The organism is Streptomyces sp. NPDC091272, assembly GCF_044757485.1.
Lineage (GTDB): Bacteria > Actinomycetota > Actinomycetes > Streptomycetales > Streptomycetaceae > Streptomyces.
The window spans coordinates 322,377-343,421 of record NZ_JBIVVC010000008.1 but is presented as its reverse complement, the minus strand read 5'-3'; the positions used below and the strand labels follow the sequence as shown (position 1 = coordinate 343,421).

Sequence of the window (21,045 nt, the reverse complement as noted above, 5' to 3'; positions counted from 1 at the left end):
GATTCTGTCCCCCACTCGCAGAGGTCACCCGCCCATGCCTGATGTGCCTTCGTCCCCGGCGGTCAACCGCCGTCGTTTTCTTCAGATAGCCGGCGCCACGGCCGGTTTCGCCGCGCTGTCGGGTTCCATCGACCGGGCGGCGGCGATCCCCGCCGCCCGGCGCACCGGCAGCATGAAGGACATCGAGCACGTCGTCGTGCTGATGCAGGAGAACCGGTCGTTCGACCACTACTTCGGCGCGATGAAGGGGGTGCGGGGCTTCGGTGACCCGCGGCCCGTGGTGCCGCACGGCCTCAAGTCGGTCTTCCACCAGCCGAACGGCGCCAAGGAGGTGCTGCCGTACCACCCGGACGCGGACGACCTCGGCATGCAGTTCATCGCGGGCCTCAACCACGACTGGGCGGGCGGCCACCAGGCCTTCAACAACGGCTCGTACGACAAGTGGATCCCCGCCAAGTCGGCAGGCACGATGGCCCATCTGACGCGTGCGGACATCCCGTTCCACTACGCGCTCGCCGACGCGTTCACCGTGTGCGACGCCTACCACTGCTCGTTCATCGGAGCCACCGACCCCAACCGCTACTACATGTTCTCGGGTCACACCGGCAACGACGGCAAGGGCGCAGGCCCGGTGCTCGGCAACGAGGAGGCGGGCTACGGCTGGACGACGTACCCGGAGCGCCTGGAGAAGGCCGGTGTGTCCTGGAAGGTCTACCAGGACATCGGCGACGGTCTGGACGCGGCCGGCGGCTGGGGCTGGATCGACGACGCCTACCGGGGCAACTACGGCGACAACTCGCTGCTGTACTTCAACGCCTACCGCAACGCGAAGCCCGGTGACCCGCTCTTCGAGAAGGCGCGCACCGGCACTGACGTGAAGAACGGCGACGGGTTCTTCGACATCCTCACCGCCGACGTCAAGTCGGGGAAGCTGCCGCAGGTCTCCTGGATCGCCGCGCCCGAGGCCTTCTCCGAGCACCCCAACTGGCCCGCGAACTACGGCGCCTGGTACATCTCCAAGGTGCTCGACGCGCTCACCTCGAACCCGGACGTGTGGGCGAGGACGGCGCTGTTCATCACCTACGACGAGAACGACGGCTACTTCGACCACGTCGTGCCGCCGTACCCGCCGGCCTCCGCCGCGCAGGGCAGGTCCACCGTGGACACCACCCTGGACCAGTTCGGCGGCAACGCGAAGTACGCGGCGGGTGCGTACGGGCTCGGGCAGCGGGTGCCGATGCTCGTGGTGTCGCCGTGGAGCACCGGCGGCTACGTCTGCTCCGAGACCTTCGACCACACCTCGATCATCCGGTTCATGGAGCGCCGCTTCGGGGTGGCCGAGCCGAACATCTCCCCCTGGCGGCGGGCCGTGTGCGGTGACCTGACCTCGGCGTTCGACTTCCGGCTGCACGACACGGACCCCGCGTCGCTGCCGGCCACCGACGGGTACGAGCCGCCGGACAACGAACGGCACGACAGCTACGTGCCCAAGCCGCCGGCGGCGGGCGCACTGCCCAAGCAGGAGCGCGGCTCGCGTCCCTCGCGACCGCTGCGCTACGCCCCGTACGTGGACGGGACGCTCGCGCCGTCGACGGGGAAGTTCACGCTCGCGATGAGCGGGGGCACGACCGCGGGCGCGGGCTTCCTGGTCACCTCGGCGAACCGCACAGACGGCCCGTGGACCTACACGGCCGAGGCGGCCAAGGAGATCACCGACACCTGGAACTCCGCCTACTCCAACGGCAGTTACGACCTGTCCGTGTTCGGCCCGAACGGCTTCCTGCGCACCTTCAAGGGCACGGCGGCCACCGCGGGGCCCGAGGTGAAGGTGCGCCACTCCACCGGCAACGGCGGACAGCTGGCACTCACCGCGACCAACACCGGCAAGGCGGCCTGCCGGCTGACCGTGGTCAACGGATACGGAAACGCGAAGGTCTCCTTCACGGTTCCGGCCGGCGGGAAGGTCGAGCGGACCGTGGACGTACGGGGCGGCAAGCACTGGTACGACCTGACGGTGACCTCGGGAACCGACAGCGCGTTCCTGCGCAGGTTCGCCGGGCACGTGGAGACGGGTGGCACCGGCGTGAGCGATCCCGCGATCGTCACCGCCTGACCCCTCAACCCGCCGTTTCCACCCGGTAGTTGTACGGGGTCGTGAGGCTGAGCTGGACGAAGCCGAGGCGTTCGAGGATCGGCCGGCTGGTGTCCAGCACGGCGTCCGTCTGAAGGTAGCGGTAGCCGCGGGCGGCGGCGGTACGGGCCCGGTGGGCGATCAGGGCGCGGTAGAGGCCCTTTCCCCGCCAACCGGGCACGGTACCGCCGCCCCACAGGCCGGCGAACTGCTTTCCGGGCAGGAATTCGGCGCGGGCCGCGCTCACCGGTTCGCCGCCCGCCAGGGCGACCACCACCGAGATCGTCTCCGGGGCCTGGGTGAGCTGGGCGAGCACCCGTCCGCCGAGCCGCGCCGAGAGCTGCGCCGGGCTGCCCTCGAAGGCGAGCTCGTGGGCCCTGACCATCAGGTCGACACCTGCCCTGTCCGTGACCTCCACCAGCCGGACCCCGTCGGGGAGTTGGGGGGCCGTCTGCAGGGCCGCGGCCTCCGCGACCATCAGCGCCTCCGGCCCCTCGGGCTCGAACCCCGCCGCGAGGAGCCGCTGCGGCAGGTCGTCGGGGAGGTCGTGCGAGTAGTGCTTCCACTCGAAGTCCAGGCCGAGTGCGCCGTAGTGCCGGACCTGCTCGGCGATCGCCGCGTCCGCGCCCGCCGCGGTCAGCCGGGACCACAGGACACCGTTCCAGTCACCCTCGCCGCCGGTCTGCCGTACGACGTCTCCGGTGTCCTCCAGCTCCATGCCGGGGCGCTCCGGCGACGCCTCCCGGCGCATCTCGGCGTCGAACAGTTCTCGTACCGCTGCAAGATCCATGCGGTCACTGGACCACGCGCCCGGCCACCGCGCCAGCGAATACCAGGGGGGCGGCGCGGCGGCAGCGCCACGCCCTGCCCGCACCGGGGCGGTCGGCGGGCCCTGCCGGCTGCCCCGGTTGCCAAGGCCGGTTGTGCACAAGGTAGTTATGGTGGCGGACTGTTCGAATCCGCCCCGTGTTCCGCTCCCCTCGCGAAGGACCTCTGTGAAGACTTCTGTACGGCTGCCCCGTTCCCCCTCCGGCTGGACGATGGCGGTCTTCGGCCTGCTGGCGGCGGCGCTCGGGGTGGTGGGGCTCGTCACCCCGGACGCCCAGATCGCGCTGATGGGCCTCGATCCGGTGCCGAAGGGAGCGCGGGCGGACGGCGACCACACGCTGATGTTCGTGACCGCCTCCTCGATGGCGGCGGTCAACATGGGCGTGTACTACGTGCTGGCCGCGCTCGCCGACTGGCGGGCATTCTTCCGCTGGACCGTCCCGTTCCGGCTGCTCACCTGCACGGTCTTCACGCTCGCCGTGGTCTCCGGCCGCGCCCCGGCGGGCTTCCTCGGCGTGGGCATCTGGGAAGGAGTGGGCGCGCTGGCCACCGGTGTCGCGTTGCGCCGGGAGTCGCGGGGCGGGGCGTCGACGGGCGGTTCCGGGGCACCCGAACAGGACGCGGCGGCCGCTCACCGTACGCCCTGAACCCTTTCCCGCCCGGGGTGGGGGCGGGGATGCTCGTCCCCTCGGCGCGGGCGCGGCGAAACGTTTTCTCCCCGTGACGCGCATACCGCATCACATGGGGATGAAGTGCTACACCGAGGTGAGAAGGTAGGCACAGTCGACCCCCGCCCCACCCACGGAAGAACGCACCATGCCGAGTGAGCCCACCGCACCGCCGGCCGACCGGAGCGGTCCGCCGCCCGCTCCCGGCAGGGCGGCCCGTTACCGTACCGCCCTGCGGCGCACCCCCGTCTCCGTGTGGAACGACGACGTGTCCGACTGGGCGGCGGCGCTCACCTACTACGCCATCCTGGCGCTGGTCCCGGCGCTGCTGGTGACGGTCACGCTGATCGGACTCGCCAACCCGGACGCGACCCAGTCGCTGATCCGGGACATCGCGTCGGTGGCGCCCGCCGAGTCGGGCGCGGCGCTGCGGGAGGCGTTGGAGAGGGCAGTCCAGGGCACGTCGGCGGTATGGATCCTGCTGGTCACGGGGACGGTGAGCTCGCTGTGGTCGGCATCCAGCTACTTGGCGGTGTTCCGGCGGGCGCTGCACGCCATGCACCATGTGCGGGACTCCCGGCCCGCGCTGCGCAAGGCGCACGTCAACGTGGTGACCGCCGCCTGTCTGCTGCTCCTGCTGCTGATGAGTGCGACGGCTCTGGTGATCACCGGCCCGATGGCCCGCGGGCTCGCCGACCGGCTGGGGATGGGGCAGCTGGGTGAAACGGTGTGGTCCGGGCTCAAGTGGCCGGTGCTGGGCTGTCTGGTCGCCCTGCTGATCATGATCCTTTTCCACTCGGGACCGGCCGTCGCCAAGGGGGTACGGCGCGGTCTGCCCGGCGGAGTACTGGCGGCGTTCCTGTGGCTGGCCGCTTCGGCCGGATTCGCCTTCTACGCGACGAACATCGCCAGCTACAGCAGGCTGTACGGGTCGCTGGCCGGGATCATCGTCTTCCTGGTGTGGGTGTGGTTCGCGAACCTGTCGCTGCTGGTGGGGGCGCAGTTCAACGTCGAGCTGCGGAGGCTGGAGGGACGGGGCCCGAGCCAGCCGCACCCCCGGACGGTACGCAGGCCGCTGCCGGGCTGACCCGCGCCGTCCGACCCCACGGGCGTGACGTCCCACGCAGGCCCGCGGGTCAGGTGCACCGCTCCGCGTCGACGACCCCTTCGGCCGGGTCGGTGTCCCCGGGCAGTCGCAGCGCCTCGTCCACGGCCGTCGGCAGCGGCACGAGTCCGAGCAGTCCCGCGGTGATCCTCGCGGTGAGCGCGTGCCAGGTGGTGGCCCGCCGGAGCATCGCGTGGACGCTGCCCTCGACGTTCACCACACAGCTGCGGGCGCCTGCCCGGCGGGCGCGGGCGGCCAGGTCGCGGGTGCCCCGCGGGCTGGTCGTACGGTCCCGGTCGCCGTGCAGGAGTACGACATCGCGGTCCGCCAGCTGCTCGACCGGTTCGCCGGGCGGGCACCACGGGGCCAGCCCCACGACCCCGCGGACCTGCGGGTGCCCGGCGACCCGCAGGGCCGCGCGACCGCCCATCGAGTGCCCGAGCAGCACCACCGGGACGGGCCCGAGTGCGGCGACGAGTCCGTCCAGGGCGCGCAGGGCGTCGGGCACCGGGTCGGCACGCTCGCCGTTCCACCCCCGGTGCCGGTAGACGGCGGTGCGCACGGCGATGCGGCCGCCACCCGCCGCGCGGGACACGGCACGGCCGAAGGGAACCATGCGGCGGCCCGGGAGATTCAGCGGGGGCGGTGCTTCGATGCCGTCGGCACGGCCGCCGTGCAGGAGGAGAACGGCGGCCGTGGGGCGGGGGCCGGGGCTGGTGCGGGAACCTGGGCGGGGTTCGAGGCCGGGGCGGGAGGGCGACGTCGGTTCGCTCTGGTCGCCGGGGCGCATGCAGGTCTCCAGGTCCGGGGGGATCAGGGCCGGGGGCCCCGGGGCGGGCGGGTCCTGGCCCCGGGGCGGGCAGATCCTGGTCCCGGGACGGGCAGATCCTGGTCCCGGGGCGGGCAGGTCGGGCAGAGCTGTCAGGTCACAGCCCTGCGGAGAGCAAACGCGCCGGAGTCAGTGGGAGTTCCCGGAAGCGGATTCCCGTCGCGTGGTGCACCGCGTTGCCGATCGCCGCCGCCGTGCCGACGATGCCGATCTCGCCGATCCCCTTGCTGCCCATCGGGTTGAGGTGGTCGTCCTTCTCGTCGATCCAGTGCGCCTCGATGTCCGGCACGTCCGCGTGGCACGGCACGTGATAGGCGGCCAGGTCGCGTTCCACGAAGTCCCCGAAGGCCGGGTCCAGGGTGCTGTTCTCCGTGAGCGCCATGCCGATGCCCATGGTCATGCCCCCCACGAACTGTGCTTTCGCCGTGCGGGAGTTGAGGATGCGGCCCGCCGCGTAGACGCCGAGCACGCGGTTCACCCGTACCTCTCCGCTGGTCGTGTCCACCCGTACCTCGGCGAAGTGCGCGCCGAACGCGTGCCGGGCGTACGGGGATTCCGCGTCCGCCGTTCCCGCGGTGTCCGCGGTCTCCTCCAGCCCTTCCGCCGGGACCGGTCCCTGGTGCGCGGCCAGCCGCCCCGCGAGCGCGGTGCACGCCTCGTGCACCGCCCAGCCCCACGAGGCCGTCCCCGACGACCCACCCGCCAGGGGTGCCTTCGGCAGTTCCGTGCTGCCGACCTCGGTGCGTACGGAGTCCAGCGGTACGCCGAGCGCGTCGGCCGCGACCTGGGCGAGCACCGTGCGTGCACCCGTGCCGATGTCCGTCGCGTTGACACGTACGACGTACGACCCGTCGGGCAGCGCCCGCGCCGACGCGCGCGAGGGCGACACCTCGACCGGGTAGGTGGCGGCGGCCACTCCGGTGCCCGTCAGCACCTTTCCCTCCCGGCGGACGCCCGTCCGCGGGTCACGGTCGGCCCAGCCGAAGCGGCGGGCGCCCTCCAGCAGGCACTCGACCACGTGCCGGCTGCTGAACGCCTTTCCGCTGTCGGGCTCGCTCTGCGGTTCGTTGCGCACGCGCAGTTCCACCGGGTCGAGCCCGACGGCCTCGGCGAGTTCGTCCATGGCCGACTCCAGGGCGTACATGCCGGGGGCCACGCCCGGTGCGCGCATCCAGGACGGACTCGGCACGTCGAGCGGGACGACGCGGTGCGTGGTGCGGCTGTGCGCGGAGGCGTACATGACGCGGGTCGGCACGGCGGCCTGCTCGACGAACTCCTTGACCCGGGACGTGTGGGTGGTGACCTCGTGGTCGACGGAGACGAGGGTGCCGTCTGCCTGCGCGCCCAGCCTGATCCGGTGCAGGGTCGGCGCCCGGTGCCCGACGACCTCTGCCAACTCCCGTCTCGACAGGGCGAGTTTGACCGGTCTGCCGACATGGCGGGCGGCCATCGCGGCCAGTACGACCTGCGGGCGTGGCGTGCCCTTGGAGCCGAAGCCGCCGCCCACGTGCTCGGAGACGACGGTGATGTTCTCCTCCGGCACCTCGAACAGCCCGGCCAGTACCTGGCGGACGGTGCTCGCCCCCTGGCTGGAGTCGTGCACGGTCAGCCGGTCGCCGTCCCAGCGTGCGGTGCTGGCGTGCGGCTCCATGGGGTGGTTGTGCAGCGGCGGGATCGAGTACGAGGCGTCCACCTGTCGCGGTGACCCCGCGAACGCCTTTTCCGTGTCGCCGCGTTCGCGGGTCGCGGGGAAGCCTCCGTTGGCCTCATCGGGGGTATAGCCGTCCGGGTGGCCGTCACGGACGGTGACGTCGTGCGGCTCGGTGGCGTATTCGATGCGCAAGGCCTGGGCGGCCTCGCGGGCGGCTTCCGGGGTGTCGGCGACGACGAGCGCGACGTACCAGCCGTGGTGCGGGACGTCGTCGTCCTGGAGGAGGTGCAGCGTCGGGTCGTCGGCCTTGCCCAGCTTGGGTGCGGAGCGCGGGGTGAGGACGGCCAGCACGCCGGGGACGGCCAGGGCCTCGGTGTCGTCGACGGCGGTGATCCGGCCGCGTGCGACCGTGGCGGGCACCGCTCGGGCGTAGGCGCAGCCGGACGGGGTGTGCTCGGCTGCGTAGCGGGCGGCGCCGGTGACCTTGTCCCGGCCCTCCCGGCGGGCGGCGGGGGCGCCGAGCGCGGTCGGGGGGTTGCGCATCGCGGAATGTCCTTCCAGAGGTGTGGCAGGAGGCCAGGGTGTGACAGGAGGCCGGAGGTGTGGCAGGAGGGGGGCGGCTGCCGGAGGTGCAGGGGGGGACGGCTGCCGGAGGTGCGGGGGGGGCGGCTGCCGGAGGTGCGGGGGGCGGGCCGCGGCAGGTCCGGTTCAGGTTTGGTCGGTGGCCAGTTCCGTCAGGACCTCGTGGGCGAGCCGGCGGGCGAGCGGGACCTTGTACGCGTTGTCGCGCAGCGGCTCGGCGTGCGCGAGTTCGGCGTCCAGCGCCTCGGTGAGGCGGTCCGCCGTGAGGGCGGCGCCCAGCAGGCCGGCTTCCGCGCGGCGAGCGCGCCAGGGTCGGTGCGCCAGCCCGCCGAAGGCGAGCGCCACCTGTCGTACGACACCGTCCTGGATGTCGAGCACGGCGGCCACCGAGGCCAGTGCGAAGGCGTACGAGGCACGGTCGCGCGCCTTGCGGTACGCGGAAGGCAGCCCGGCGGCGTCCGACGGCAGGGTGACGCCGGTGATGAGCTCGCCGTGTCGCAGCACGGTGTCCTGGTCAGGCCGGTCGCCCGGCAGCCGGTGGAACTCCGTGACGGGCACGGTCCGTTCCCCGTCCGGGCCGCACAGCTCGACCACCGCGTCCAGCGCGGCGAGGGCCACCGCCAGGTCGGAGGGGTGGGTGGCGATGCACTGGGCGGAGTGGCCGAGCACCGCGTGGTCGTGGTGGACGCCTTCGCGGGCGGCGCAGCCGGTGCCGGGTGCCCGCTTGTTGCAGGGCTTGGAGGTGTCCTGGAAGTAGCTGCAGCGGGTGCGCTGGAGGAGGTTCCCGCCGGTGGTGGCGATGTTGCGCAACTGGCCCGAGGCGCCGGCGAGCAGCGCCTGGGAGAGGACGGGGTGGCGGGTGCGGACCAACGGGTGGGCGGCGAGGTCGCTGTTGCGGACGGTCGCACCGAGGTGCAGGGAACCGTCGGGTCGCTCCTCCACCGTGTCCAGGGGCAGCCTGCTGACGTCGACGAGCAGGTCGGGCGTCTCGACGCCGAGCTTCATCAGGTCGACGAGGTTGGTGCCGCCACCGAGATAGCGGGCTCCCGCACGGCCGGCGTGGGCGGCGGCCGCTTCTTCGACGCTCTGCGGACGTACGTAACCGACGGGCTTCATCGGAGTGCCTCCTGGGCGTCCTCGACTGCGGCGACGATGTTCGGGTAGGCGCCGCAGCGGCAAAGGTTTCCGCTCAGCCGTTCACGGATCTCGTCCCGGTCCAGGGGCCGGGGGCCGTTCGGGTGAGCGGCCAGCTCCCGCCGCGGGGTGGCGGCCGACGGATGTCCCGCCTCGGCCTCGGCGAGCATGCCGACGGCGGAGCAGATCTGGCCGGGGGTGCAGTAGCCGCACTGGAAGGCGTCGCGCTCCAGGAAAGCCTGCTGCACGGGGTGCAGGGCGGGTCCGCCCTCGGCGCCCTGCGCCGCGTGGTGCCCCGACTGCTCCTCGTCCGCCCGGGCGCCGCTCTGCCGGCCCGCGTCCTGACCGCCCTGCCAGCCTGTCCCTGCCGCCTGCCCCGCCAGTCCCTCGACGGTCGTGACGGTCCGGTCGTCCTGCGCGACGGCGGGCAGCAGGCAGCTGTTGGCCCGCCTGCCGTCGACCAGGACGGTGCAGGCACCGCACTGCCCGTGGTCGCAGCCCTTCTTCGACCCGGTCAGGTCGAGGTCCTCGCGCAGTACGTCCAGGAGGGTGGCGCGGTGGTCGACGGTCAGTGACTTGTCCGCCCCGTTGACGTGCAGGGTGATCCTCGACCGGATGGCGACCGGGTCGTCGTCTGGCGGAGCGCCTGCGGTCAGGACGTCGTCGGTTCCCATGTGCGTGTGCGCCCTTCGTCTGTCCGGAACGTGACCGGGGGTACGGGTCTCGCTTGTCCAGGCTGGGCCAGGACATTCACGACGGCACCTCGGACGACGCCTGCGGGGGCCCTGCCGACGGGCCGCCCCGGCACTCACTCCCCCGTGGGCGACCTGTCGCACCGGCGGTTTCCCGCCCGTTGGCGGACCGCCCGGTTCCCTCCGCCGTGCCCGCGTGGCATCGTGCGTCGGTCCGGACCAATGCCGCACCGGAGGAGCTCCGGAGCCGGAGTACGAGGAGAGCGGAACCGATGGAAACCGTGGAGAGCGCCGTCCCGCTGCACCGGCTCCAGGTGCCCGCACCCCAGCAGTTTCCCTTCGCCATCGGCTCGTTCGACGATGTCGGCCCGATGTCCCGGGCGTCGTTCCCGCACCGCCACACGTTCTACGAGATCGTCTACGTCACCGGCGGGCGCGGCGCGCACGTCATCGACCTCTCCCGGTGGGAGCTGCGCCCGCCGCACCTGTGCTTCGTGGTTCCGGGACAGGTGCACCACTGGGAGGACGCCGTCGGGCTGCAGGGGCAGGTCGTCCTGTTCACCGAGGACTTCCTGCTGGACCATCCCGGTGACCGCGATCTGCTGCGCGCGCTCGGGGAGCGGCCGTGGTTCAGCCCCGGCCCGCAGGAGGCCTCCCGGTTCGCCCATCTGGTCGCCGACATGGAGCGTGAGTACCGCGGCGGGGCGGCCGGCTTCGCCTCCGTGCTGCGGGCCTGTCTGCACGTGCTGATCGTGCGCGCCTCCCGTCTCGCCGGTCCGGTGCCCGCCGGGGCCGGGCCGGCGGACCGCCCGAAGCTGGTGACGCAGGAGTTCGTCGCCCTGCTGTCGGGCACGGAGCGGGGCGAGACGTCGGTGGCCTCCTACGCCCGCCGGCTCGGCGTGACGGTCGGCTATCTCAACGAGGCGGTCAAGCAGAGCACTGGCCGCACCCCTGGCCGGCTGGTGCGCCAGGTCCGCGTCCACGAGGCCAAACGACTCCTGGCTCGCACTGATTTGACGGTACGTCAGGTGGCATCGGCGGTCGGGTTCGCGGACCCGGCCTACTTCTGCCGCTTCTTCCGCCGCGAGACCGGCAACAGCCCCGGCGAGTTCCGGCGCGGCAGCGGTGCAATGCACCACGACCACCGCATTGCGTCCCTCGCGCACCCGGACTCCCCCGCCTAGGTTCGCAGGGAAGCCCGGCCGCCCACCCCGGCCCCTTCCACTCCCGTTCGTCCGTCCGACCTGGAGGCGTCCCCGCGATGGACCAGTCCGAACCCACGGAACACACCCCCGAGACCGCCCCTTCCCCACTCCCCTCCCCCCACTCGCCGTCCCGCAAGACCGTGCTGAGGGCGGCGCTCGCCGCCGGGGTGGCGCTGCCGACCGCCCTCGTCGGGGTGCCGGCCCTGGCCAGGACCACCAGGGGCGCGCAGACCCCGCGCCCCGAGCTCACCCCGTCCTGCGACGACGGCGACGACCCGACCCCGCAGCAGACCGAGGGCCCGTACTTCAAACCGAACTCGCCGCTGCGCACCTCGCTCCTCGACGGGAACCCGCCGGGCACCAGGCTGACCGTCACCGGGTACGTCTTCGGGCTGGCCTGCCGACCGGTCGCGAACGCCCTGCTCGACTTCTGGCAGGCGGACGTCAACGGCGCGTACGACAACAGCGGCTTCCGCTTCCGGGGCCACCAGTTCACCAACGCCCAGGGCGCGTTCACCCTGACGACGATCGTGCCCGGCCTCTACCCCGGCCGCACCCGGCACCTCCACGTGAAGGTGCAGGCCCCCGGCCGCCCCGTACTGACCACCCAGCTGTACTTCCCCGGCGAGCCCCGCAACAACACGGACAGCATCTTCGACCCACGGCTCCTGATGACCATGCGGACCAACGGGCCGTTGCAGGAGGGGAGTTACGACTTCGTCCTGAACGTGCCGCAGGATCCGGGGCCCACCGACCCACCGACCACCCCGCCCCCGTCCGGCACCTGGAGGGCGGGTGCCGCCTACCGGGCGGGCGACAGGGTGACGTACGCCGGCCGCTCCTACACCTGCCTCCAGTCACACACGGCGGGGCCCGGCTGGGAGCCGCCGAACGTGCCGGCCCTCTGGCGCGCCGGGTAGCGACCGGGCCCCGGCGCCGGGGTGCGTCACTCGGCGCCGGGGCGCGGCGGGGGCTTGGGGGCCCCGGCCGGCGGGGCGACGCGGGCGTACGTCCCGGAGGGTGCGGCGGCGCCCTGCGGGTCGGCCGCCGTCGTCGCGCGGGCATGCACCCCGAGCGCCGCGTCCCGCTTGGCACCCGGGTCCCAGCCGGTGTCCACGACCCGCTTCTGCATCACGATCGCGCCCGCCAGCAGGACCGCGCCGACCAGCAGCATCAGCGCGATCGCAGCTCCGCCGCCGACCTTGGCGACATTGCCCACGATCGAGCCGAACCAGCCGAAGTCGGCGTCGCCGAAGGTGGTGTTCTCCTTGCCGAACGCGCCCAGCACCTTCAGCAGCAGTGCGGGCAGGAAGGTGATCAGGACGCCGTTGAGGAACGCGCCGACGACCGCCCCGCGCCGCCCGCCCGTGGCGTTTCCGTAGACACCGGCCGCACCGCCCGTGAAGAAGTGCGGAACGAGCCCCGGCAGGACCAGGGCGAGGCCGAAGGCCGGATTGAAGATCCAGGTGAGCAGTCCGAGGCTGATCAGGCCGCCGACGAAGCTGGAGATGAAACCGATGAGCACGGCGTTCTGGGCGTACGGGAAGACGATCGGCGCGTCCAGTGAGGGGACGGCGCCGGGGACGAGCTTGTTGGCGATGCCCTGGAAGGCGGGCACCAGCTCGCCCAGGATCGTACGGACGCCGAACAGGATGACGGCGACGGCGATGCCGAACTGCAGGCCCTGCATCACGGACTTCATCAGGTAGTTGCCGACGTCGGTGGCCGCCGCGCCGTCACCGAAGGCCTTGAAGGCGACGTCCCCACCGACCTTCACCAGGAACAGGATCGCCATGATCATGTAGATGAGCACCATGGACAGTGCGGTGGCGACCATGGAGTCGCGCAGGAAGCGCAGCCCCTCGGGGAGGTTCATCTCCTCGGTGCTGCGGCTGCGCCTGCCGACGAGCTGGCCCGCAGCGCCGGCCGTGATGTACCCGGCGGTACCGAAGTGGCCGATGGCCACGCTGTTGTTCCCGGTGACGCGCTTGGTCCAGGGGTGCGCGAAGGCGGGCAGCGCGACCAGGAGGATGCCGAGCAGGACGCCGCCGACGACGACCACGGCGACCGAGCCCTGCCCCGCGGTGGCGAGGACCATCGTCAGCAGCGTGGCCATGAACAGCATGTGGTGCCCGGTCAGGAACACGTACCGCAGGGGCGTGAACCGTGCGAGCAGCAGACTGACCGCGAACCCCACGATCATCAGCCAGGCGACCCTGGCCCCGTACTGGGCCTGTGCGATGCCCACGATGGCCTCGTTGGTCGGGATGACACCGTGCGCACCGGTCGAGCCCTGGATCATCTCGCCGAGCGGGGCCAGGGAGTTGACGACGAGACCGGCGCCGGCCCCGATCAGCAGGAAACCCAGCGTCGCCTTGATGGCGCCGCCGACGACTTGCCCCGCGGACTTCCGCAGGGCGATGAGGCCGACGGCGGTGATGATGCCGATGAGGTAGGCGGGTTGGCTGAGGATCTCGTTGACGAGGAATTTGGCGAGAGAGACGAGCCAGTCCATGAGCGGGGCCTCCGGGCGGGGGTCGATCGGGTGGTACGTGTTCCGGCTGCGCAGGCGGTCGGACGTCCTGGGCCGCGGTCAGACGTCGTAGGTGTCGCGGAGCACGCCGTCCACCTCGGTGGTGGAGGTGAAGTCCTCCACGACCTTCACCGGCACACCCACGTCGCCGAGTGTCCGGGCGATCTCGCGCGAGGTGAGGATGGCGACCGCCTCGGAGGCCTTGCCCTTGGCGGAGATGGTGTCGGTGGCCTCGACGTTCACGTACCTCGACCAGTTCCACCGGTCGAGGACCTGTTCGAGGGTGTTCTTGAGGAAGAGGCTGGTGCCGACGCCGTTTCCGCAGACGGTGAGGATCTTGTGCACGGCGGGGCCTGCGGGAGAGGCAGGCTTTACGGGATCGGCAGGATCGGCGGGGTCGGTGGCCTTGAGGGCGCCGGCGGTGCCCGCGGCACCGGCGGTTGCCGAGGCACCCGTGGTTGGCGAGGCGCCCGTGGTTGCCCCCGGCGCGGCCCCGTCCGTCCGGGTGGGAGCGTCCTGCCGGCCCGCGAGCACGGCGTGCAGTGCCTGCGGAGTCCGCGCCTCCTGCAGGGCACGCGACGCCTCGGGGTCGCCCAGCAGCCGGGCCAGTGAAGCCATCGCGGCGGTGTGCGCGGCGGCGTCCTCGGCCGCCAGGGCGACCACCAGGTTCACCGGGTCGTTGGCCTCGTGCCCGAACTCCACCGGCCGGGCGAGCCGCAGCCACGACATTCCGGTGCGCAGCACGGCGGGCGAGGGACGGGCGTGGGCGAAGGCGAAACCGGGCGCGATGACGATGTACGGGCCGTTCTCCTCCACGTTCCGGATCATTTCGGCGGTGTAGTCCGCCGTGGTGGCTCCGGTGGCGACGAGGAGCTCGCCCGCGTCGCGGACGGCTTCCCTCCAGTCCGCCGCGAGGACGTCCAGTCGTACCGCCTCAGGCGGGAGAAGATCGCTCAGTGCCGACATGGATCCGATATTTGCACAGTCATGAACATGCGGCGCGCCCGGAACACGTGGGTAGAGAAAGAAGGCACTCGCTCCGCCACCACGAAGATCATCGAGCCCGAGGGGGGCCACCCGTGCGAAGTGTGGGAGTGGAAGAGGAACTTCTGCTGGTCGACGGCGACGGAACCCCGAGGGCGGTGTCCGGGGCCGTCCTGGCCGCGCTGCCGGACGGGTCCACGCTGGAGAAGGAGCTGCACCGCGAGCAGCTGGAGATAGCCACCCGCCCGAGGACCTCCATCGAGGAGCTGGCCGCCGAGGTGCGCCGCTGGCGCGGGGAGGCCGCCGCGGGGGCCCGGCGGGCGGGCGCCGAACTCGCGGCGCTGGCCACCTCCCCGCTGCCGGTCGCCCCCTCGATCAACGCCGGGGACCGCTACCGGCGGCTGGAGGAGGAGTTCGGGCTGACCACGCTGGAGCAGCTCACCTGCGGCTGCCACGTGCACGTCTCGGTGGACTCCGACGAGGAGGGCGTCGCGGTGCTCGACCGGATACAGCCGTGGCTGCCCGCGCTGCTCGCGCTGAGTGCCAATTCGCCGTTCTGGCAGGGCAGGGAGACCCGCTACAGCTCGTACCGCAGCCGGGTGTGGGGGCGCTGGCCGTCCACCGGGGCGACCGAGCGGTTCGGGTCGGCCGCGAACTACCACCGGCAGGTACGGGCGATGCTGGCCACCGGGACCCTGCTCGACGAGGGAATGATCTACTTCGACGCCCGGCTGTCACGCCACTACCCGACCGTCGAGGTCCGGGTGCCCGATGTCTGTCTGGAGGCGGACGACACCGTGCTCATCGCCGCGCTCGTACGGGCGCTGGTGGAGACGGCGGCCAGGCAGTGGGCGTCGGGCGGCCCGCCCGACGACACGGGTGTGGGGCTGCTACGCCTCGCGTCGTGGCGGGCGGCGCGGTCGGGGCTCTGCGGTGAGCTGATCGATCCGCTCACCCTGACGCCTGCGCCCGCGGAGACAGTCGTACGGGCGCTGCTGGCGCACGTGTCCGATGCGCTGCGCGACAGCGGTGACACGGACCTCGTCAAGGAACACCTGGATGTGCTGCTGGCCCGTGGCAACGGCGCCCAGGTGCAACGCGAGCAGTTGCGCAGGACGGGGGACCTGCGCGCGGTGGTGGAGGAGTGTGCGCGCCGGACGGTGGCGTGAGAGCCACCCGGGCACGGGCCGCCGGGCACGAGCCGAGGGGCACGGGCGTTGCCGGCAGGCCGGGCACCCCTCCGCCCCCGGGTCGGTCCTTCAGCCCGTGGGTTCGTCCACCGTGCCCTCTTCAGGTTCGGGGTCCACCCGGTCCGGCATGTCGGTTGCCGCATGCGGGTCGTCGTCCGCGCCCGCCTGCTGGTCGGGGAGGTCGCGCGGGATTCCGGGAGACTGCTCCTCGGGGCCGTCCTGGCGTCGGTCCATCACTGATGCTCCTTCGTGCTGCGCGTACGGGAAGGGACATCGCGCCGGGTACCCGACCTGCCGGACCCTAAGCGCCACCACCGCTGTGACCTGCGGGACTGGTGGAGCAGGTGGGGCGGTGGTGGCGAGACGCTCGTGATCGGCCCCGAGAGCCGTTGGCATATGCCAGGTGCACCACCGGATCGAGTGTTGCCAAACCGCTTACGGGCCCCGGCTCCCTGTGCCAGAGTCTTAACAGTCGACTTCTCACCGTCCGCGCACCCTCATCGGCACGCCGCACGGACCCATCGGACCCACCCCACCGAAGACCCGACAGACCGTCCCCGGCCGCGCCTGTATCGGAGTACGCCATGCCGTCCCCCCTGTTCGCGGACCGCTCCGCGCCACAGCCTCCCGAGCGGGGCATGGTCGACGCACTGATCACGCAGACCCGTCGGCTGCGCGGCGACATGGACGCGGTCCGCCGGGACGCGCCGCTCGACGAGAGTGACGACGCGCAGCTGCGCTGGCAGCGCGCCCTGTGCGACCTGGCTGTCCATCAACTGGACGATCTGGGGTGCCACCTGGGGCAGCTGAAGGACGGGCTGCCGGCCGCGCCCGCCGAGCCCGCCGTAGCCGCGACGCCGTCCCCCGCCGGATCTCCGCCACCCCTGCCCGACGCGGGCTCCCTGCTCACCCGGGTCGGCAGCGCGGAATGGAATCTGCTGACCGACGAGGTCAGCTGGTCCGACGAGCTCTACGAGATCTTCGGCCGCGGCCGCGGCAGCGGCCCGCTCTCGCTGGACGAACTGCCGGCCGCGCTGCTCCCGGACGACCAGGGCCTGCTGACCGCGATGGTGACCGACTGCCTGGTGGACGGGAGGCCCATCGACGGCGAGTTCCGGATCGTACGTTCGGACGACGCCACGGTGCGCACCCTGCACATGATGGGCGAACCCGTCCTCGACGCGGACGGCTGCACCGCCTCGATGTGGGCCGTGCTGCGTGACATCAGTACGCTGCGGCGCACCCAGCACACCGTCCGGGAGAACCGGCACTCGCTGGAACTGCGCCGCCATCTCGCCCGCACCGAGCACAAGGTGGCGGTACAGCTCCAGGAAGCCGTCCTGCCGTCCTGGCGCGGCGCGGCGCCCCTCCCCGCGGGCGGCGCGCTCGACCTGGCCGCGTACTACCTGCCCTCCGCCAGCGGCGAACTCGTCGGCGGGGACTGGTACGACGCCATGGAACTGTCCGGCGGTCAGTCGCTGCTGACCGTCGGCGGCCTGACCGGTCACGGGGTGAGCGCCACCTCCTCCATGGCGCTCCTCCTGGGCGCCCTGCGCGGCATGGCCCTCGCGGGCGTGCGCCCCGCCGCGCTGATGGGGCACCTCAATCAGCTGCTCGGCACCTCCTTCGCCCATCCCTCCCTGGGCAGCGCGGTCTGCTGCCAGTACGACCCCCAGACCCGCCTCCTCACCTGGGCGCAGGCCGGACATCCGGCCCCGCTGCTGTTCCGCGACGGCAAGGGACGACCGCTGACCCCGCCGCAGGGCATCCTGCTCGGCGCGACGACCGGCACCTCGTACGAGCAGGCCGAAGTGGCCCTTCGCGAGGGTGACCTGCTGGTCCTGCACACCGACGGACTGTCGAGGCGCAGCGCCACGGACGAGGAGAGCCGGAGCAGGCTGCTGTCCCTCGCCCCTCGGTTCGCCGACGCCCACGGCGCCCGTGAGTGCGTTCGGCTGGTGCTGGAGGAGTTCGGTGAGACAGAGCGCGAGGACGACGCCTGCGTACTGATCGCCAGGGTCGACGCCTAGCCCGGTTCGCTCACACGGCGGCGGCCCCCGCTCCCCGCGTGCCGCCGGCCTTCTTCGGCATCACCCGCTCCAGGTCCCGGCGCAGATCGTCGATCATCGGATAGTCCGAGTACTGCGCCGTGAGCCGGTACATGCTGCGCAGCCGGTCCCAGGTGCGGTGCGACGAGGTCTCCCCCATGGAGCTCAGGGCCAGCCTGGCGTACCTGGCGGCCTGGTCGGGGTCGTTGCCGATGAAGCAGGCCGAGGCCATCGAGATGTGGTCGAAGAGCTTGGAGCGCTGACGTCCTTCCGGCCGCAGTTCCAGGGCCAGCTTGGCGTGCCGCTGTGCCATCACCGCCGCGGACGGTTCGTGGTCCGCGAGGGTGCGGAACGCGAGGGCCTGCATCCCGTGCAGGTCAGCCTCGTCGAACATCTGCATCCAACTGGGCGCCGGTACGTCGCCGTTGTCGGAGACGAACAGCTCCTCGGCCTCCCCGAGGGTGCGCCGCATCGCCTGCCCCTGTCCCATGGAGGCCTGTGCCCAGGCCTCGATGGTGTGGAGCATGGCACGCGTGCGCGGCAGGGTCTGTTCGCCCGAGCCGGACCTGGCGAGCTTCATCAGGTCCAGTGCGTCGTCGGGCTTGCCGAGGTGCACCATCTGCCGGGCCGCCCGGGAGAGCGCCTCGCCCGCGCGCGGCCGGTCGCCTCCCTCGCGGGCCGCGTGGGCGGCGATGACGAAGTACTTCTGTGCGGTGGGTTCCAGGCCCACGTCGTGCGACATCCAGCCCGCGAGGACCGCCAGGTTGGCGGCGACCCCCCACAACCGCCGTTGCAGATGGGGTGGTTGCCGGTAGGAGAGCATCCCGCCGACCTCGTTGAGCTGGCCGACGACCGCCTTGCGCTGGAGCCCGCCGCCACGCGACGCGTCCCAGGCACGGAAGACGTCGACCGATCGTTCAAGTGCGTCGATCTCCTGCGACCCGACGGGGGCCGCTTCGTAGAGGTCGTACCCGGCGCGTTCCACCTGGAGGGGTTCGCTGATACGCGGTCCGTCGGCCGCGAGAGTCGGGTCGGAGTGCAGCCAGTCGTGCATGGCGCTGGTCAGTGCGGAGCCGGCGGCGAGCGCGGCGCCCGCGCCCACCAGGCCGCGTCGGTTGAGCATGAGGTCCATTCCCGTGAATTCGGAGAGGATCTCGGCCAACTGCTCGGACGTCCACGGCACGCCGTCGGGGTGGTCGGTCTTGCCCGGGGCCCGGCGTCGTCCCGTGCGGCCAGTGCGAGTGAACCCGAGGTCCTCGATGGTCACGACACGGCCGAGCCGCTCGGTGAACAGAGCCGCCAGCACCTTGGGCACCGGATCGCGGGGGGACTCCCCCGTGTCGATCCAGCGTCGTACCCGCGAGGTGTCGGTGGCCAGTTGCGGGTGGCCCATGGCCGCCGCCTTCCGGTTCACCATTCTCGCGAGTTCACCCTTGGACCATCCGGTGAGGCCGAACAGGTCGTTCAGGCGGGTGTTGGGTTCTCCGGTCACGTCAAGCCCCCAGGTTCTCGGCTGACTTGACACTAACCCGCTGCGATATGCGTCGCGACTATTCGCCAGGGTTCGCCAGGGTGCGCCAGATGGTGTGCCACCCGCGGCCGGGTGTCAGGTAGGAAAGCGCCACCCCGGCCCGGCAGCCGGCTCGTACTCCCCAGGGTACGGACCGTCCGCCGGGACCGGCGGCGCACGCAACTCGTCGGCGCACGAAGGGACCTGTACCGCCCATGTACACAGCATCCTCCTCCGTGTCCGCCCCGCCCCGGCCGCACCGCCCGCTGGTGACGGGCGGCGGGCCGTATCTCGATCCGCACCACGCCGCGGCGGCGGGCACCGGTCGGGCTCGGCGCACGGCAGGGCCCGGAACCCAACCGCTCAGCGGGAGACTCGACTTGTCCGGCCCTCAGGGCGCGCAGCTTCGGGCGGCGCTCGCTTCGGTGCACCGGATCTGCCCGGAGTTCAATCCGGTGCAGGTGCTGCGCCGCAGCGGACGTTCCGTGCTGCTCGTCGGCACCGTCGGCCGCACGACCGCGGTCGCGAAGTGCTTACTCGACCATTCCGAACAGTGGACCGAGCGGTTCAGGCACGAGATAGCTGCCTACCGCGCCTTCGTCCGGCACCGCCCACCGGTGCGGGTGCCGCGGCTGATCGCCGCGGATCCCGACAACTGCACACTGGTGATCGAGCGGATGCCGGGCCGGGCGGCGGCCCTGACGCGACACCCGGCGGAGGCTCCTCCTCGTGCCGACGTCCGGGCCACCCTCGGCGCGATCGACAAGCTCAACCACTGGCGCCCGCCGGCCGAGATGTTCGGCCAGCCCCTCAACTACGGCAAGCGGCTCACCGACTTCCACGCGCTGGGCCTGTTCACCGACCGTGACCTGGGCGACCTGCAGAAGCTGCTGCACGGCATCTCCCGGTCCTCGCTGCCCTGGCAGTTCTGCCACGGGGACGCCCTCCTCTCCAACGTCCTGCTGTCACCGGCGGGCCCGGTGCTGGTCGACTGGGAGCACGCGGGCTGGTACCTGCCGGGCTACGACCTGGCGACCCTGTGGATGATCCTCGGCGACGCCTCCCCGGTGGCCCGCCGGCAGATCGCCCAGCTCGCGCAGGCGGCCGGCACAGCGGCCCGGGACGCCTTCCTGGTCAACCTGATGCTCGTCACGACGCGCGAAGTCCGCTCGTACGAGGCAAAGGTGCAGCGGACCATGCGAGAGGCCCCGCCGGCCGGTTCCCCGGGCGGCTCCGGGATCTCTCCCGGCGAGGAGCAGCGCCTGCTGTTGCGGCGGCTGCACGACGACTGCGCACTCGCCCGTCGGGCGGTGCGTGCCGCGGTCGGCACCCGCTGAGGCGGGTCGTCCGCCACCGCGGGGTGGAGGGGAAGGGCGGAGGGCAGTGCCTGGGCGCGGGCACTGCCCTTCGCCCTGCCGGGTGAGAATCGAACCGAGGTCGCAGGAGGGGTCGAAGGTCCCCGGAGCTCCGGGACCTTCGACCCCTTCCGTGATCTCTGGCCCGCTCCCGCCCGCGCGAGGTGTTTGGGAAAAGCGCCGTGCGGTTACCAGCTAGAAGCCCCGGCCGCCGCCGGGGTTCTGTTCGCACGGAGGTTGAATCACAGTGGGCATCATCGCTTGGATCCTGATCGGACTGCTCGCCGGAGCCATCGCCAAGGCTCTGATGCCGGGGAAGGACCCGGGCGGCTGCTTGATCACGATGCTCATCGGCATCGTGGGCGGTCTGCTCGGCGGCTGGCTGGGCAAGATGATTTTCGGGGTCGACTCCATCAACGGCTTCTTCTCGCTGTCGACCTGGATCGCCGCGGTCGTCGGCTCGGTGATCGTGCTTCTGATCTACCGGTTGGTCACAGGACGCAGGGCCTGACCCGCCAGGGGACGCCCCGCAGCGGGCGCCGCGGCGCCCCGTCGCCCGAACAGGTGGCGCCGACCCCGAAACTGCCGTCTCTGCCAGGT

18 protein-coding genes are annotated in these 21,045 nt (G+C 72.1%); 9 read left to right on the top strand and 9 right to left on the bottom strand.

Annotated elements, in window-relative coordinates:
• The first annotated feature begins 34 nt into the window (after positions 1-34).
• Positions 35-2,113 (top strand): phosphocholine-specific phospholipase C, encoded by a 2,079-nt coding sequence (locus ACIQM4_RS23770; protein WP_401594975.1) that lies wholly within the window; start codon positions 35-37, stop codon positions 2,111-2,113.
• Positions 2,114-2,117: 4 nt separating this feature from the next.
• On the opposite strand, the gene ACIQM4_RS23765 is transcribed toward ACIQM4_RS23770, so the two are convergent.
• The gene (locus tag ACIQM4_RS23765) at positions 2,118-2,921 is read right to left on the bottom strand and encodes a GNAT family N-acetyltransferase (protein ID WP_401594972.1); all 804 of its coding nucleotides are present in this window, start codon (positions 2,919-2,921) and stop codon (positions 2,118-2,120) included.
• Between the two features lie 250 nt (positions 2,922-3,171).
• On the opposite strand from ACIQM4_RS23765, the gene ACIQM4_RS23760 reads away from it, so the two are divergent.
• Together ACIQM4_RS23760 and ACIQM4_RS23755 are read left to right on the top strand one after the other, a co-directional pair.
• Positions 3,172-3,606 carry a hypothetical protein gene (locus tag ACIQM4_RS23760; RefSeq protein ID WP_401595065.1) on the top strand — a complete coding sequence of 145 codons (435 nt, stop codon included), beginning with the start codon at positions 3,172-3,174 and terminating at the stop codon, positions 3,604-3,606.
• Positions 3,607-3,775: 169 nt separating this feature from the next.
• Positions 3,776-4,714: a YihY/virulence factor BrkB family protein gene (locus tag ACIQM4_RS23755; protein ID WP_401594970.1), complete on the top strand. Its 939-nt coding sequence runs from the start codon at positions 3,776-3,778 to the stop codon at positions 4,712-4,714.
• 49 nt (positions 4,715-4,763) lie between these two features.
• Here ACIQM4_RS23755 and ACIQM4_RS23750 read toward each other — a convergent pair whose 3' ends face one another.
• The 4 genes from ACIQM4_RS23750 to ACIQM4_RS23735 all read right to left on the bottom strand — a co-directional run bounded on the left by ACIQM4_RS23750 (position 4,764) and on the right by ACIQM4_RS23735 (position 9,602).
• Positions 4,764-5,522, bottom strand: coding sequence for an alpha/beta hydrolase (locus ACIQM4_RS23750; protein WP_401594968.1), 759 nt, complete (start codon positions 5,520-5,522; stop codon positions 4,764-4,766).
• 136 nt (positions 5,523-5,658) lie between these two features.
• Positions 5,659-7,755, bottom strand: coding sequence for a xanthine dehydrogenase family protein molybdopterin-binding subunit (locus ACIQM4_RS23745; protein ID WP_401594966.1), 2,097 nt, complete (start codon positions 7,753-7,755; stop codon positions 5,659-5,661).
• A gap of 165 nt (positions 7,756-7,920) precedes the next feature.
• Positions 7,921-8,910: an FAD binding domain-containing protein gene (locus ACIQM4_RS23740; protein WP_401594963.1), complete on the bottom strand. Its 990-nt coding sequence runs from the start codon at positions 8,908-8,910 to the stop codon at positions 7,921-7,923.
• A complete protein-coding gene (locus tag ACIQM4_RS23735; RefSeq protein ID WP_401594961.1) occupies positions 8,907-9,602 on the bottom strand; it encodes a (2Fe-2S)-binding protein in 696 nt (231 codons plus the stop codon). Before ACIQM4_RS23735 ends, ACIQM4_RS23740 begins: the two co-directional genes overlap by 4 nt.
• A gap of 290 nt (positions 9,603-9,892) precedes the next feature.
• Between ACIQM4_RS23735 and ACIQM4_RS23730 the strand changes: the two genes are divergently transcribed.
• Together ACIQM4_RS23730 and ACIQM4_RS23725 are read left to right on the top strand one after the other, a co-directional pair.
• On the top strand, positions 9,893-10,804 hold the full coding sequence (locus tag ACIQM4_RS23730; protein ID WP_401594958.1) for a helix-turn-helix domain-containing protein: 912 nt from the start codon (positions 9,893-9,895) through the stop codon (positions 10,802-10,804).
• Positions 10,805-10,881: 77 nt separating this feature from the next.
• Positions 10,882-11,745 (top strand): carbohydrate-binding protein, encoded by an 864-nt coding sequence (locus tag ACIQM4_RS23725; RefSeq protein WP_401594956.1) that lies wholly within the window; start codon positions 10,882-10,884, stop codon positions 11,743-11,745.
• A gap of 26 nt (positions 11,746-11,771) precedes the next feature.
• Here the strand turns inward: ACIQM4_RS23725 and ACIQM4_RS23720 are convergent, their stop codons facing one another.
• Both ACIQM4_RS23720 and ACIQM4_RS23715 read right to left on the bottom strand, forming a co-directional pair.
• Positions 11,772-13,340: a PTS ascorbate transporter subunit IIC gene (locus tag ACIQM4_RS23720; protein ID WP_401594954.1), complete on the bottom strand. Its 1,569-nt coding sequence runs from the start codon at positions 13,338-13,340 to the stop codon at positions 11,772-11,774.
• Positions 13,341-13,418: 78 nt separating this feature from the next.
• Positions 13,419-14,324 carry a PTS sugar transporter subunit IIA gene (locus ACIQM4_RS23715; protein ID WP_401594951.1) on the bottom strand — a complete coding sequence of 302 codons (906 nt, stop codon included), beginning with the start codon at positions 14,322-14,324 and terminating at the stop codon, positions 13,419-13,421.
• A gap of 113 nt (positions 14,325-14,437) precedes the next feature.
• On the opposite strand from ACIQM4_RS23715, the gene ACIQM4_RS23710 reads away from it, so the two are divergent.
• Entirely contained in the window at positions 14,438-15,511 is a 1,074-nt protein-coding gene (locus ACIQM4_RS23710; protein ID WP_401594949.1) for a glutamate--cysteine ligase, read from the top strand.
• A 90-nt stretch (positions 15,512-15,601) separates the two neighbouring features.
• Here the strand turns inward: ACIQM4_RS23710 and ACIQM4_RS23705 are convergent, their stop codons facing one another.
• Positions 15,602-15,766, bottom strand: coding sequence for a hypothetical protein (locus tag ACIQM4_RS23705; protein WP_401594946.1), 165 nt, complete (start codon positions 15,764-15,766; stop codon positions 15,602-15,604).
• Positions 15,767-16,116: 350 nt separating this feature from the next.
• Between ACIQM4_RS23705 and ACIQM4_RS23700 the strand changes: the two genes are divergently transcribed.
• The gene (locus ACIQM4_RS23700; protein ID WP_401594943.1) at positions 16,117-17,562 is read left to right on the top strand and encodes a PP2C family protein-serine/threonine phosphatase; all 1,446 of its coding nucleotides are present in this window, start codon (positions 16,117-16,119) and stop codon (positions 17,560-17,562) included.
• 10 nt (positions 17,563-17,572) lie between these two features.
• On the opposite strand, the gene ACIQM4_RS23695 is transcribed toward ACIQM4_RS23700, so the two are convergent.
• Positions 17,573-19,072, bottom strand: a complete 1,500-nt coding sequence (locus tag ACIQM4_RS23695; RefSeq protein ID WP_401594941.1) for a hypothetical protein — start codon at positions 19,070-19,072, stop codon at positions 17,573-17,575.
• A gap of 233 nt (positions 19,073-19,305) precedes the next feature.
• Between ACIQM4_RS23695 and ACIQM4_RS23690 the strand changes: the two genes are divergently transcribed.
• Both ACIQM4_RS23690 and ACIQM4_RS23685 read left to right on the top strand, forming a co-directional pair.
• The gene (locus ACIQM4_RS23690; RefSeq protein ID WP_401594939.1) at positions 19,306-20,427 is read left to right on the top strand and encodes an aminoglycoside phosphotransferase family protein; all 1,122 of its coding nucleotides are present in this window, start codon (positions 19,306-19,308) and stop codon (positions 20,425-20,427) included.
• Between the two features lie 265 nt (positions 20,428-20,692).
• Entirely contained in the window at positions 20,693-20,956 is a 264-nt protein-coding gene (locus ACIQM4_RS23685) for a GlsB/YeaQ/YmgE family stress response membrane protein (protein WP_401594936.1), read from the top strand.
• Positions 20,957-21,045: the final 89 nt, after the last annotated feature.